Here is a 14,015-nt window from a genome sequence, read left to right as displayed (position 1 = left end):
ATCCGTATCCGCTCCGGGAAGCCATCCCCCACCACATGATCACGAGCCACAAGCCCCGGATCCTAAAGGATCACCCGGCAAGGAAGCGACGTTGGTCCGCCACGCCGGTCAACACGGTGGTCGCGCCGGCGCGGCGGCGTTGCGGGCACTGTCCCGATAAGGGCAGCAGTACACGGTGTCGTACCGCCCGAGAGATCCTCTCTTCGGCGGAAGAAGCGAATGGACGGCCGGGAGCGACCGGGTCAGGCGTTGGCTCCGCGCCAGGCCAGCGCGCCCCCGTCGACGAGCCAGTCCACCCCGTTGACGAAGCAGGCCTGTTCACTGGCGAGGAAGCACAGCGCGTGAGCGATTTCGTCGGGTCGGCCGATCCGGGGGATGAGATGGGTGGCGGTCATGGAGCGCCGTGCCGCGTCCTGGTCCTCGGCCGCGGCGAGGTAGTCGGCGACCATGTCGGTTTCGGTAGCGCCCGGGCAGACGCAGTTGGCGCGGATGCCGTACCGGGCCAACTCGACCGCGAGGTTCTTGGTCAGCAGCTTCAGGCCGCCCTTGCTCGCCCCGTAGGCCAGCGAACCCGGGAAGCCGAGCAGCGAGCCGGTGGAACCGGTGTTGATGATGGAGGGATTGCGCTCACTCCGCCTGAGGAAGGGGACCGCAAACTTCGAGCAGAGCCAGGGACCGCGGAGGTTCACGGCGAGCACGCGGTCCCAGACGTCGATGTCGAGTTCCTCGATGGACAGTGTGCTGGTCAGCGCACTCTCGTGCACCCCGGCGTTGTTGAGCAGGACGTCGATGCCCCCGAAGGTGTCGGCGGCCGAGGCCATCAAGTCCATCACCTGGTCGGCCTCCGTCACGTCGCATGCGACGAAGGCCGCGCTGCCCCCGTTCGCCGCGATCTTGGCGACGACCTCGGCACCGGCGTCCGCATTCGTTCCCGACACCACAACATTGGCTCCGTAGCTTGCAGCCAGTTCCGAGGTGGTGGCGCCGATCCCCCTGGTACCGCCGGTGATGACGAAGGTCATGCCGGTGAAATCGTGCGTGATGCCGTTGTTCATCGAGCCCGTCTTTCTGGTGGTGGTCCGGTCGGGCTCAGTGTGGGCCAAGAGTTCTCGCGCATTCGAGTCCCCATTCATGGGCGTCATCCCCACGCGACGCGTCCCCGAAAAGGGGCGCCGAAATGACCAGGTCCAGTACGGGGCGGTGTTCCGCCTCGCCCACGCCCAAAAGCGAACCGACGGTCCGCACCGGACCGGTGAACTCCGCGTAGCGGGCGCCGCCGAAGACGGTGCTGCCCTCCACCGAATCCAGGCCGAGCATCAAACGCACCGTGGTCGAATTTCCGGCACCGTTCGACCCGAGGAACCCGGTGACAACCCCCGGGCGGACGGTGAAGGACAGATTTTCCCACGGCGAGCGTGCCCCCTATTATTTTCGCTGTACGCGAATCATGCCCTTTCCCTCATTCGGTTCTGACGCTTGTGCGATCGGTCTTCACAATCCGCCACATCCGCGGGGCGGCACGTCCGGCGATCAGGCGGTCCAGTACGACTTTCAGGCAGCGCGGGACAGCCCTGAAATAGGACGTGGTCAGAGGGGCCTGCGCTCGGCGACGATACAGGCGTTCGCACGGAACGACGTGCAAGACGACCGGCGCATCGTCGACCGACAAGGAGCCCATGGATGAACGCACTGGCCTTGCAGCAGCCCGCGAAGCTCGTCTGGCCAGCAGTAACGGAGGCCATGTCGCCCTGGCCAGAGGAACTGCAGCAGTCGTTCTCGCCCGCGTATGAACCCTGGCTACCCTCATCAGGCCTCTTGGCATCGATCATTCGTCTAGGCTGCCGCGATGACTGATGAGCAGGAGCAGGTGCAGCCGTCGGGAGTGTGGGCCACGGCGGTGGCGGTGGCCAGGGTGCGGGCGTTGGAGACCGAGCGGGAGGACGCGTTGTTCCGCGACCCACTGGCACAGGCCTTCGCCTCCGCCGGCGGCTTGTCGCCCTCCTCGCTGCCGCTGCCCGATGACGAGGCAGCGCGACGCCGCTGGCTGGGCGTGGCGTTCTCCATCGTGATCAGGACGAAGTTCCTCGACGACCTGTTGCAGCAGGCCTCCGCGTCCGGGGTCCGGCAGGTCGTGCTACTCGGCGCCGGCATGGACAGCCGGGCCTTCCGGATGGACTGGCCCGAGGGCACCCGACTGTTCGAGGTCGACACCGCCGCGCCACTGGACTTCAAGGCTTCGGTGCTGCGCCAGGAGCGGGCCGTCGCGCGCTGCGAGCGGATCACCGTCGCGGTGGATCTGCGTGAGGACTGGCCAGGCGCGCTGGCCGCCGCAGGGCACGACCCGGCGGTGCCGACCGTGTGGATCGCCGAAGGTCTGCTGATCTATCTGCCCGAGGACGCGGTGGAGCTGCTGCTGGCCCGGATCGGCGCGCAGTCGGCGACAGGCAGTCGGATGGGGCTGACGTTGGGCTCGCGCGGCGTGCTCGAGCGCTTCCGCGCGGACGCCGTGCCGGGATCGGTGGCGTCCATGTGGGTCTCGGAGATGCCTGACGACCCGGTGGGCTGGCTGGCCGAGCACGGCTGGGAGGCCGAGAGCCACACCCTGCGCGAGCGCGCTGCCGCCTACGGCCGCCCGATGAGCACCCCGCCGCAGCGCGAGGAGCAGCCCGGCGGACTGATCGCGGCGGTCCGCCGGTAGCGCGCCTCCTCCCGGTTCCCCACCCAGGACATAAGCACCTGACCGGCGTCAGTTCTCACCGACACCTTCCGACCCTGCGATCATCAAGTGCTGCCCGGACTCGGTGATAAACGGTGTCGCACGACAGTTACGAAGCCAACCAAGTCGTCCGCGAGCTGCAGACACTCCTCGCCCTCTGGGCCGGCACCTGCCACCACGACATTGAACCGCCCCGATACGAACCTGACCAAGCCCTAGCTAGTAGTGAGCTGGTCCGGAGATGCGTGAGCAATAGCGGCAGATGCGGTCGATGATCTGGTCGGCGGTCTTGGTCCACAGGAAGTCCTTCATGACTACGCTCAGAGGAGGTATCGCTGCTGGACAAGCCGGATGTGCACTTCAGCCGCGCTCCGTTCGGCAAGCTGCACGTCCGATTCGGCAAAGAGGCTCACGCCTCCGGACCGAGGCCGCGCTGGGTGCCCCATGCTCGACGGCGTGGACCTGGTGCTGCGCTGTTTCCTGGAGGACGCGTGCGAGGCGCAATCGTCGTGCTCATCCAGGCGCATCGACCTGTTCCTGCGTCCCGGTGACCCTGCCGTCGGCGTTCTTGGTGAAGCGGACGACCAGGACATGTTTGCGATCGGCTGGCGCGGTCACCGAAAACGGCTGACCGTCGTTCACGGCGGGTGCCCGGAACACCACCCGAGAACTGAAGGCCGAGTTGAGGGGGATGCAGCTTGACGCGGAGTTGTAGTGCAAAGGGTCGCCGTCATGACCGGTGGCCCTCAGTTCGCCGTTCGCCTTCTGGCGGTCAGGGTGGGACAAAGTCCCCATGTTCAGAGTGACCCACTCGTGCACTGGCACGTCCGAGCAGACGGCGACAACAGCTTCCGGGTGAAGATCCGGATCGCCGTTGTTGTTGAGGACGCGCGCCGCCACCAGGGCCATGCCCCCCAACACGGCGACCCCGACAGTGGTGGCAGCGAACGCGAACCAGCGCGTGCGAGCGACTGGGAACATGAACTCTCCCGGTGTAGAGCAGACGGTGGCGAACCACCTTGCCCGCGTGGTTGACCGCCGCCGCATGGTGGCTCCCCTCGGCCTCGTGCCGGGTCACCAGCCGGCTGGCGCTGCCGTCCCACAACCGCCCCCGGCTCACGGGCGCCTCGCGCTGAAGCCGGCATGGCGCCGGTGTCGGGTCGAAGGGCCGCCGGGCGCCCGAGGCATCGGGAAGGACGGAATGGCTCTGTCATCGGGAATCGTGACCCACCGGCAGATTGGCGCACCGAAGTGCTCGGAGCGCCAACTGGCTGTCGGACGGACACGGTTCGCGCGCCAGGAAACATAGCCCGACAGGCAGCCTGACATCCGGCACGTCCCCGTTCGGGGATCTGGGCCTCCACCCGGGGTACGGCCGTACGGTGCTGCCGTCTCGACGCGCCGAAGGCGCACGCGTGCGAGCCCTCTTCCGACGCCCTCTCTTCGCCACACATCCCCGCTACATGCCTGCATCCGGTCGAACCGCGTTGACACCGCAGCGAAGCTGAACAGGCGACTTCGACAAACGCTGTGGTCCAAAACACCCACAGAGGTGGTGGATCAAGCACTGGTGAGGGCTGCTGAAGCACTGACTGACCGTGATTGCCAAGCGCAGGGAGTCACCTCGTGAACAGCATGACCGACATATCTATGGCGGGTGTGGACGTCGCCACCGAGCCTTACGTCCATGGGTACTCGGCTGAGGAGAGTTTCCGCCTTGTCCGCCAAGCCGATGCGCTGCGTGACCTGATACATGGCGGAACGCACTATCCGGCAGGCAGTCGTGTGCTGGAGGCAGGCTGCGGGGTCGGCGCGCAGACCGTGCACCTGGCGTCTCGGAATCCCGGTGCCGTGATCACCTCCATCGACGTGCATCCAGAGTCGGTAGCACAAGCGCGGGACCGGGTACGCGACGCGGGCCTGACCAACGTCACGGTGCAGATCGCCGATGCGACAGACCTGCCGTTCGACGCGGGGTCATTCGATCACGTTTTCGTGTGCTTCGTGCTGGAACACGTGAGTGACCCCGTCGGCCTGCTGCGGGAACTAGACAGGGTGCTCGCGCCCGGTGGCACGCTCACGGTCTTTGAGCCGGACGCCGCCGCGATCTTCTTCCACCCCTCCAGCGCCGCCGCCGAGCGCGTTGTCGAGTGCTTCGTGGAACTGCAGCGCCGCTCCGGCGGTAACCCGGCAATGGGCCGCCAGTTGCTGCCCCTCCTGGAGAGTGCCGGATACAGGGACGTAAAGGTGGAGCCGTGCCCGGCCTACGCGGACGGAAATACGGGGCTGGTCGATGCCTACCGTGGCGGGTTCCTGGCCATGATCGGTGCAGTGGGGCCGAGAGTGGTCGAACTCGGGCTCATGAGCCGCGGAGACTGGGATCGGGGGACGGAGGAGCTTTCTCGTATCGCGGACAGCGGCGGAGTGCTCTACTTTCCGTTCTTCAAGGCCGTGGCGTTCAACTCCTTGTGTCAGGTGTCCACTCCCCTGACCCGGGTGCCCCCGCAGGTCCGTTCCGTGGGTTCTTCGGGGGTGGATGCGCTGGTGGCGTCCGCCTCTGCGGAGCCGTTTGATGTGGCGGTTGATCTTCCGCTGCGGGTGTGGTTGTTCTCGGTGGGCGTGCGGGAGCATGCGCTGCTGCTGGTGCTGCACCACATCGCCGGTGATGGCTCGTCTTTGGCGCCGCTCGCGCGGGATGTTGCCGTGGCCTATCAGGCGCGGCTGGCTGGGGAGGTTCCTGGCTGGGAGCCGCTGCCGGTGCAGTACGCCGACTACACCTTGTCGCAGCGTGACTTCCTGGGCGACGCGGACGACCCGGACAGCATCATCTCGACTCAGCTGGGGTACTGGCGGAAGGCTCTGGCGGGTCTGCCGGAGGAGCTTGAGCTGCCGGTGGACCGTTCACGGCCAGCGGTGAGCAGTGGACGCGTCTCCAGTGTGGATTTCGTGATCGAGCCTGCGCTGACCGCGCAGCTGCGCGTGCTCGCCCAGGAGACGCGGGCGAGTTTGTTCATGGTGCTGCAGGCCGGACTGGCCATGCTGTTCACCCGGCTGGGTGCGGGGACAGACATCCCGATCGGCACGCCGTTTGCGGGCCGGCTGGATGAGAAGCTGAACACTCTGGTGGGTTTCTTCGTCAACACGCTGGTGTTGCGGACGGACACCTCCGGCAACCCGGACTTCCTCGAGTTGGTGGCCCGCGTGCGTGAGACGAGTCTGGCTGCCTACGCTCATCAGGATGTTCCTTTTGAGCGGTTGGTGGAGGAACTCAATCCGGCTCGGTCGATGGGCCGTCATCCGTTGTTCCAGACGATGCTGGCGCTGCAGGACACTCCCGAGGTGAGTCTGGAGCTGGGTGAGCTGCGGCTGGTCGAGGAGTCCTGCCATTCGGTGACGTCGAAGTTCGATCTGTTCTTCAATCTGGAGGAGCGGCCGGCCGGCGAGATCGTTGGAGTCCTGGAGTACAGCACCGACCTGTTCGACCGGGAGAGTGTGAGAACGCTCGCCGAGCGTTTTGTGCGACTGCTGGCGGCGGTGTCCGGGCAGCCGTTGCGGCCGATCGGCGAGGTGGAACTGCTCGGTGAGGGTGAACGGCGCCGGCTGCTGGAGGAGTGGAACGACACCCGCAGTGCGGTTCCGGACATGCACGCGGCCGAGCTGTTCGAAGCTCAGGTCCGCCGCACGCCCGATGCCGACGCGGTCGTGTTCGGGGACGAGGTGTGGTCGTATGCCCGGCTGAACGCGTGGGCGAACCGTCTCGCCCGAGCCCTGGTCGCCAGGGGCGCCGGCCCGGAGAGTGTCATCGCGATGGCGTTGCCCCGCTCGGCGCGGATGGTGGGTGTGCTGCTGGGGGTTTTGAAGGCGGGTGCGGCCTACCTGCCGCTGGATCTCGGGTATCCCTCCGATCGGCTGCGGTTGATGCTCGACGATGCCCGGCCGCTGCTGATCGTCACCGACACCGACACCGACACCGCCGACGAGTACTCCTTCGACCGTAATGTCCTCCTCATCGACGGGCATCCCCTTGATGATTATTCGGGTGAGGACCTCGGGGACGGTGACCGTCTCGGCTCTCCTTCTCCACAGCATCCGGCCTACGTCGTCTACACCTCGGGCTCGACGGGACGCCCCAAGGCCGTCGTCATGCCCCACCAGGGCCTGACCAACCTCCTCACCTGGCACACGACTACCTTCCCCGCCACACCCCTCCGACGCACCGGTCAACTCACCGCCATCGGCTTCGACTTCTCACTCGAAGAAATGCTGGCTCCCCTCGTCGCTGGCGGTGCACTCGTGGTTCCGTCCGAGGACACCCGGCGCGACCTCGGAGAGCTGGTCCAGTGGATCGACCGTCACGGGGTCAGTGAGATCTTCGCCCCGACCCTGGTGATCGAGTCGCTCCTGGAAGCGGCCGAAGCCAGGGGATGCGCCCTCACCTCACTCACCGACATCTTCCAGGGCGGTGAGGCGCTCATCGTCAGCGAGCGGCTGCGCGCGTTCTGCGCAGCCGTCGCGGGGCGACGCCTGCACAACATCTACGGCCCGGCCGAAACGCCTACGGTCACCTCGTCCTCCCTCCACGGAGATCCCGGAGCCTGGCCCGTAGTGGCACCCATCGGCCGGTCGACAGCGAATGCCAGGGTGTATGTGCTGGACGGTGAGTTGCGTCCGGTACCTGCAGGGGTGGTCGGTGAGCTGTATCTCGCGGGGGCCGGTGTGGCCCGGGGCTACCACGAGCGACCGGCTCTGACGGCCGAGCGTTTCGTGCCCGACCCCTTCACCCCCGGCGGCGGGCGTATGTACCGCACCGGTGACCTGGCACGCTGGACGGCCGGAGGCGAACTCCTCTTCGCCGGCCGCGCCGACCGCCAGGTCAAGATCCGGGGCTTCCGCATCGAACCCGGCGAGGTCGAGGCCGCCCTGCAGCGACACCCCCACATCTCCCAGGCCGCGGTCGTTCCGCACACCGGCCCGGTCGGCAAGACCCTCGCCGCCTACCTAGTCCCGGAACCCGGCATCACCATCGACACCGGCCAGCTCCGCCACCACCTCACCGGCAGCCTGCCCGACTTCATGATCCCGTCGTCCTACACGGTGATCGACACGCTGCCCATGACCCCCAACGGCAAGCTCGACACCCGGGCCCTGCCCGAACCCGAACACCACACCGGTGTGGAGTTCGTGGCGCCTCGCACAGAGACCGAGGCGCGGCTGGCCGCGGTGTGGGCGAAGGTCCTGGGCCGGGAGGAAGTCGGTGTGCACGATGACTTCTTCCTGCTCGGCGGGCACTCCCTGCTGGCCATCACCCTGATCGCCGAGATACGCGAGGTCTTCGAAGTGGACCTGCCGCTGCGGTTGATGTTCGAGAATCCCACGGCCGCTGCGGTGGCCGCCGAGATCGATGCCCGTACCGCGCCCACCGGCGCGGACGCAGCCGAAGACTTCGACGATCTGGACGCCCTTGCCGACGAGGTGGCGCGGCTTGCGGCACTGCCCCAGCCCGAAGACCGGTGACGTCCTGCCCTTCGCACCGCACAACCCGTGAGTCAACGAGAGGTATGACGACGCATGTTCAGTGATGAGCCGGACGATGCACGTATGTACACCGTCGTGGTCAACCATGAGGAGCAGTACTCGATCTGGCCGGAGAGCATGGATGTTCCCGATGGATGGCGCCCGGAGGGCACGGCCGGAAGCAAGGTGGAGTGCCTGGAGCACATTGAGCAGGTGTGGACGGACATGCGTCCGCTGAGCCTCCGTCGGTGGGTGGAGGGCCAAGCCGACGTGAGCGGAGAGCGCGTGTGAAGACGTACTGCAAGGACCATCGGCTGGGCGAGTTGCGTATCTTCCGCGAGTGGGATCAGCTCTGCCGTGGTGCCGAGGCTGGCATGGTGGATGACGCCCTCGTCTACGTGTGGGACGACCTCGCTGTGGTGCGGACGCCCGTCCTGCCGGATGAGGGCCTGCGGGACGGCGGTCCCCCTCCAGGCGCTCTTCGGCGAGGATGCGGCAGAGGCCGCCACGGTGGCCGGTCTCGGGCGGGCGCTGCGCGGCCGCGCCTCGTTCGGTGCTGCCCAGGACCGGCTGCTGTGCCTCCAGCGGAACGGCGAATTGACGGCGGTCGTCCTGGTCCACCCGGGCGGCGGCGAAGTCCTCGTCTACCGGCGGCTCGCCCGTGGACTGGGGCTGCGCCAGCCGGTGTACGCCTTCCAGCACCCGCCGGTGAGCACCGGACCGGAACTCCACTCCGACGTGCTAGGCCTGGCCGACACCTACCGCGCGACCTTGCTGGAGCGTCTCCCACAAGGCCCCTACCTAGGCGGACTGGCCGGGCCGGACCGTGACGAGGCTCTTGTCGCGTGGCGGAGCCTCACCGACGTGGTGTTCCACCACGTCGCCACCGGCGACCACTTCTCGATGATGCGCGAACTACAGGTCGACGGCATCAGCGCGCCGCTGTGAGCAGGTCCTGGCGAACACTGACCTGACCGATCTCTGCCGTGCCCCAAGAGGGCTGCATGCTGCCCGCCCGACCATGCGAAGGATGAAAGTGGACACTCTGGTCCTGACACAACGGCATGTGGGAAAGATAGTCGACCTCTGCGGTCGTGACCGCTTCATGGAACTCGTCATCGACCGGCTACACCTGGCCCTGGCCGAACCGGACCACGGCGTCGCGCCCGCGCGGGACGGCTTCACCCGCTGCCCCGGAGGCACCGGGGTGATCGAGTGGATGCCGTATCACGTGCCTGCCGGCTCCATGACTCTGAAGACGGTGTCGTACACCCCCACTAACCCGGTGAGCCGTCACCAACTGCCCACCATCAACGGAACGCTGACACGCTTCGACGACGAGACCGGCCGACTGGTAGCGGTGTGCGACGCGGGACTGCTCACCGCGGTGCGCACCGGTGCGGCCTCCGCCGTGGCCAGCCGGCTGCTGGCCCGGCCGGAGAGCGGGGTGCTGGGGCTGGTGGGCGCGGGCGCACAGGCCGTGACCCAGGCCCATGCGCTGAGCCGGGTGTTCCCCATTGAGGAGATCCTGGTCCACGATGCCGAGCCGAGCCACGCGGACTCATTCGCGGAGCGGGTGGGCTTCCTGAACCTCACGGTGCGCCGGGCCGCTCTCGCGGAGCTGGTCTCGGCATCGGACATCATCTGCACCGCCACTACGGTCGGTGTCGGCCAGGGACCTGTGCTGCCCGCCGAGGGACTCAGGGGCCACGTACACATCAACGCCGTCGGTGCCGACCTCGTCGGCAAGACCGAACTCCCGCTCTCACTGCTGCGCTCGGCTCTGGTTGTGCCCGACCACATGGATCAGGCCCGGCACGAGGGAGAGTGCCAGAGTCTCACCGAGGACGATATCGGACCCCAGCTGTCGGCCGTGTGCCGCGAATCCGGCGACTGGACGTCCTACCGGGACAGCATGACGGTGTTCGATTCCACCGGCTACGCGATCGAGGACCACGTGGCCTTGGACGTCCTGATCGAACTGGCCGAGGAGACGGGCGCCGGCGAGCGCCTGCTGATCGAACACCTCCCGGTCGATGCCTTGAACCCTTATGCGTTCGCCGGCTGAGCGCCCGGTCGGCCCCTGCGTTCCGGTGCGGGTGTCGCTATGACGGCGGCATGTGTACTGGAACGGCTGGCCGGGTGGGTGCCGCCGCTACGGGTGACCAACGACCAGCTGCCCGAGTCCTGGGGTGTCACCGACGCCTGGGTTCGTTCCCGCACCGGTATCGCCGGCCGGCATCGGGTGGAGCCGGGCACCGCGACCTCGGACATCGCCGTGGAGGTGGCCGAACGGGTTCTGGCCGGAGACCGCTCTGTCGACACGGTGGTATTGGCGGCCTCGACCCCCGATCATCCGCTGCCCGCCACGGCACCTGGGCTCGCTGCCCGGCTCGGCCTCGGCACGGTCGCGGCATTCAGCGTCTCCGCCGTGTGCAGTGGCTTCGTCTACGCGCTCGCGACTGCCGTCGGGCTGCTCCCGGGACAAGTCCGGCAATGTCTGGTGGCTGTCGGTGCTCACCTTGGGCAACGCCTGGCACAACCTTCCCACGCGGACACCACGTGCGCCCGGCACGGAGTGCGCAGGGGGCAGGCCGACATCAGCGCACGGGTCATTCGCTGGCGCGAGCTGGCGGGCTGGGCCTGGGATGTCCGCTGGCCAGACGAGACCAGGCTCAACCGCCGGATCAGCGAGACCGCTGCCGACGCCTGAACACCCCCTGTCATGGATGGAGAATGCAGTGGAACACGCATGCCCCGACTCCCCGATCGCTGCTCAGGTCGACGAGACCTTCGCTGCCGTGCAGGTGGCGGGACCGGGCGCACGATGCGCACTCCAGAAACTGGCGGCCGGCATGTGCGGGGCGGTCCGGTGGCCCGGTCTGTTGAGCCGGCATCTTGCTGAGATCGCTGCTCGGGTCACGCAACCGTCCTTCGAGACCTACGACGAGGAGCGGCTCGTCCCTCCCATCCTCAAGTTCGGCCCTGCGGTCCACGATTACTACGTGAACGGCAAGCTGTACGAGGAATACTGGAAGAAGGCCGAGACGGCACGCGCCGCCTGGCGTCACCACTTCGGTGAGCTCGATCCGATGAAGACGGTCGTGGACTCGCTGGCCGATGAACTGGGCATACCGGTGCGGCCTGCGATGATCGACGGAAAGCCGCTCTATGTCGGAATCTTGCGGGAGTTCCCCCACGGATCAAAGATCCACTACGACGAGATCGTACGGGAGTTCCCCGGCCACTTGGATGAGGAACCCATCGTTCAGCTCGCCTTCAACTGCCATGTCACCGTCGCCGATGAGGGTGGAGAACTGACGGTGTGGAAGCACCGGTGGGTGCCGGGTGACGATTCACGCAAGGACGGTTACGGCTGGCTGCCGGACGTCGTCGCCCACGTTCCCTCCGTCACGGTGCGGGCGGAGGCCGGAGAAGGGGTGTTCTTCGACTGCCGTAACCTCCACCAAGTAGCCCAACCCCGCGGATCACGCCGCATCACCCTGTCCGCCTTTATGGGGTTCACCCTGGATGGGAATCTGATTCTGTGGTCCTGACCCTTGGTGCTGGTACGCCTCCCTGGCCCCGCCTCTGCCTGATCAAGTCGCCCGCTCTGGACGGCGTGACCGGATTTTCGCTGGTGGAGCGATTGCGGCTGCTGCCCGATCCGCGTCGCCGCCGAGGCATGCGTCACCCGTTCGTGGCGGTGCTCCTGATCGCCCCCTTCGCGGTGGTCGCCGATCGTGTGGGGCTGACCCGTGCCCTGGCCGCCGCACTTCCGCGGGGTGCCGGACCTGGGTGGCGGGACCGGGGCGTGGCGCTGGTCCCGCTGGCCTGCGCGATCGCTCTCGGCGCGACAAACGTTCTGGGAGCCGAGCAACTGCAGTACCAGTGGCGTGCGTTGTTCCCGAAGCCGGTTTCGGACAGCACGCTGCGACGCGCCCTGGAGGCGATCGACGCCCCGGTGGCGGCGCGCGTGGAGCGGGTCCGCGCCGTGATACGCCGGGTGGTGTGGACCTGGCCGGCACTGCGGCCCGGCGGCTTTGCCTGGATATCGGTGTGCGGCCGGGAACTGTCCGGCTGGTACGTCCCTGGCCTCGATGCCACCGTCGTGACCTGCACCAGCCGGAAAGAAGGGGCGGCGGGCACGTTCAAGGGCACCTGGCGGCATCACCCGCCCGGGGCGTGGGTGGCCAACACCCGTGAGTGCGCGGCCATGCAGCTGCGGCCCGGCAACGCGGCCGCCAACGACGCCGCCGACCACAAGACGGTTCTGGCCGCCGCCCTGCGACAGCTCCCGCTGCCGCTGTGGCCCAAGCTGCTGGTACGGATCAACGGCGCGGCCTTCAGCCACGACATCCTCGACCACCTCCAGGCCCTGACCACGAGCCGCAGGCGGGTGCGCCGGGCACCGGCCGGGCGATCCACACCATGGACCAACAGGCCATCGCCAGGCTGCCGGAACAGGTGTGGACGGACGCTCTGCGGCAGGACGGCGGGTCCACGAGATCAAAGGACCCGACGGTGACATGGTCACCCACCAGGTCGCCGAGCTCACCGGTCTGCGTGACCTGACCGGCTGGCCGGCGGGTGTGCAGCTGGCCGTGCGCCGGGTCAAACCCTCCCGGCGCGACCCGAAGAAGCTGACCGCGTTCGAGCGGCGCACCGGGTGGCGCTACCAGATCGTCGCCACGAACATCCCCTCCCACCAGGGCCTTTCCGGTGTTCCCGGCTCCGGGCAGGTGTGGTTCGTCGACGCCCCCTACCCGGACACGCCGAGGTCGAGGACCGCGTCAAGGCGATCAAGCGGATCGGGCTGGGGCTGCTGCCCTCGAAATCCTGGCAGCTGAACGCCGCCTGGGTCCTGGCCGCCACCATCGCCTGCGACCTCGACGCCTGGACGCGGCTCCTCCTCCTGCACGACGCACCCGAACTCGCCGCCGCCGAGCCGGAAACGATCCGCAGGAAGCTCAACCACCTGCCCGCCCGCCTCACCTCCCACGCCCGCCGCCGCACCCTCCACCTCGACCGATCATGGCCATGCTCGTCGGCGTTCACCACCGCCTGGCAACAGACCACCCAACTCCCCGCCCTCACCTGACGGCCGGCCACCACCCCGACAAGGACCAGGAAGGAACAGACCAGCGGGACTCCGGCCCCGTGGAAGCCGGCGCAGCCCCAGCGTCACACGAAGGCCAGCCCCGACACGACACGGGACACATCAGGCAGCCAGCCACCCACAACACCACCGGCCAGCCCCGGAAGAATCGAGGTCAAACCGGGCAGTTACCCGCCGCCCGAGATCGACGAACTACAGCGAACACGCCAATCTACGACTGAAGGGGCTGACTCATGACCACCTACCTCGTCCGCCCCCGCTTACTCGGCCTATCAGCCTGAACTGACGGCCTTCCGGCATACGACGACCCGGCCGCCGGATTCACCGGATAACCACCCCCTCCAGAGAGACCACTCACCCGGGAATCCGGCCGCTGCACTTCAGGAACCTCCCCGGCAGGCAAACTCACATCAGACAAATACGCACCCGCAGAGACAGGGGCAGCGGCAGTGATCGACATCCCTTCCATTCCCTGAGACACCGCAGCAACCTGACTGGTGGTCCCCCGCCCCGGATCGTAACTGTACATACTCGCCGGATTCTGCGGATACCGCTGCCCACCCACGGCAGATTGTGACTGCTCAGCAGGTCGTGTGACCTGCCGCTGATCGGATCGTTGGTCTGTTCGTGGGCCTGTCGAAGCGTCGTCCGTCGTACGACGATCTC

General features: G+C 67.5%; 12 protein-coding genes and 2 pseudogenes. 11 read left to right on the top strand and 3 right to left on the bottom strand.

Annotated features, from left to right (window positions below; translation table 11 throughout):
* Positions 1 to 242: 242 nt before the first annotated feature.
* Complete coding sequence (locus tag AB0N07_RS46955) at positions 243 to 1,055, bottom strand: SDR family NAD(P)-dependent oxidoreductase (RefSeq protein ID WP_365846466.1); 813 nt, start codon at positions 1,053 to 1,055, stop codon at positions 243 to 245.
* Positions 1,056 to 1,221: 166 nt separating this feature from the next.
* Positions 1,222 to 1,398 (bottom strand): annotated as a pseudogene (locus AB0N07_RS46950) (ATP-binding cassette domain-containing protein); the annotation flags it as partial.
* 282 nt (positions 1,399 to 1,680) lie between these two features.
* Here AB0N07_RS46950 and AB0N07_RS46945 point away from each other — a divergent pair.
* Both AB0N07_RS46945 and AB0N07_RS46940 read left to right on the top strand, forming a co-directional pair.
* The gene (locus tag AB0N07_RS46945) at positions 1,681 to 1,854 is read left to right on the top strand and encodes a hypothetical protein (protein WP_365846464.1); all 174 of its coding nucleotides are present in this window, start codon (positions 1,681 to 1,683) and stop codon (positions 1,852 to 1,854) included.
* On the top strand, positions 1,847 to 2,698 hold the full coding sequence (locus tag AB0N07_RS46940; RefSeq protein ID WP_365846462.1) for a class I SAM-dependent methyltransferase: 852 nt from the start codon (positions 1,847 to 1,849) through the stop codon (positions 2,696 to 2,698). The genes AB0N07_RS46945 and AB0N07_RS46940 overlap by 8 nt, the downstream gene beginning before the upstream one ends.
* A gap of 531 nt (positions 2,699 to 3,229) precedes the next feature.
* On the opposite strand, the gene AB0N07_RS46935 is transcribed toward AB0N07_RS46940, so the two are convergent.
* Positions 3,230 to 3,625, bottom strand: a complete 396-nt coding sequence (locus AB0N07_RS46935) for a hypothetical protein (RefSeq protein ID WP_365846460.1) — start codon at positions 3,623 to 3,625, stop codon at positions 3,230 to 3,232.
* A gap of 726 nt (positions 3,626 to 4,351) precedes the next feature.
* Between AB0N07_RS46935 and AB0N07_RS46930 the strand changes: the two genes are divergently transcribed.
* From AB0N07_RS46930 to AB0N07_RS46890, 9 genes and pseudogenes are all read left to right on the top strand, one after another.
* A complete protein-coding gene (locus tag AB0N07_RS46930) occupies positions 4,352 to 8,230 on the top strand; it encodes an amino acid adenylation domain-containing protein (protein ID WP_365846468.1) in 3,879 nt (1,292 codons plus the stop codon).
* 54 nt (positions 8,231 to 8,284) lie between these two features.
* Positions 8,285 to 8,521, top strand: a complete 237-nt coding sequence (locus AB0N07_RS46925; RefSeq protein WP_365846458.1) for an MbtH family NRPS accessory protein — start codon at positions 8,285 to 8,287, stop codon at positions 8,519 to 8,521.
* Between the two features lie 150 nt (positions 8,522 to 8,671).
* Positions 8,672 to 9,178, top strand: coding sequence for a hypothetical protein (locus AB0N07_RS46920; RefSeq protein WP_365846456.1), 507 nt, complete (start codon positions 8,672 to 8,674; stop codon positions 9,176 to 9,178).
* 82 nt (positions 9,179 to 9,260) lie between these two features.
* Positions 9,261 to 10,298 (top strand): ornithine cyclodeaminase family protein, encoded by a 1,038-nt coding sequence (locus AB0N07_RS46915; RefSeq protein ID WP_365846454.1) that lies wholly within the window; start codon positions 9,261 to 9,263, stop codon positions 10,296 to 10,298.
* A 409-nt stretch (positions 10,299 to 10,707) separates the two neighbouring features.
* Positions 10,708 to 10,943: pseudogene (locus AB0N07_RS46910) on the top strand (acyl-CoA desaturase); the annotation flags it as partial.
* Positions 10,944 to 11,037: 94 nt separating this feature from the next.
* The gene (locus tag AB0N07_RS46905; protein ID WP_365846452.1) at positions 11,038 to 11,787 is read left to right on the top strand and encodes a proline hydroxylase; all 750 of its coding nucleotides are present in this window, start codon (positions 11,038 to 11,040) and stop codon (positions 11,785 to 11,787) included.
* Positions 11,788 to 11,852: 65 nt separating this feature from the next.
* Entirely contained in the window at positions 11,853 to 12,758 is a 906-nt protein-coding gene (locus AB0N07_RS46900) for a hypothetical protein (RefSeq protein ID WP_365846450.1), read from the top strand.
* Position 12,759: 1 nt separating this feature from the next.
* Positions 12,760 to 13,080 (top strand): hypothetical protein, encoded by a 321-nt coding sequence (locus tag AB0N07_RS46895; protein ID WP_365846448.1) that lies wholly within the window; start codon positions 12,760 to 12,762, stop codon positions 13,078 to 13,080.
* The gene (locus tag AB0N07_RS46890; protein ID WP_365846446.1) at positions 12,975 to 13,331 is read left to right on the top strand and encodes a transposase; all 357 of its coding nucleotides are present in this window, start codon (positions 12,975 to 12,977) and stop codon (positions 13,329 to 13,331) included. The genes AB0N07_RS46895 and AB0N07_RS46890 overlap by 106 nt, the downstream gene beginning before the upstream one ends.
* The last annotated feature ends 684 nt before the right edge of the window (positions 13,332 to 14,015 follow it).

Source organism: Streptomyces sp. NPDC051172, from assembly GCF_040682555.1.
In the GTDB taxonomy this organism is placed as follows: Bacteria; Actinomycetota; Actinomycetes; order Streptomycetales; family Streptomycetaceae; genus Streptomyces.
The sequence above is the reverse complement of the archived record's forward strand: the minus strand, read 5'-3'. Positions and strand labels throughout refer to the sequence as shown.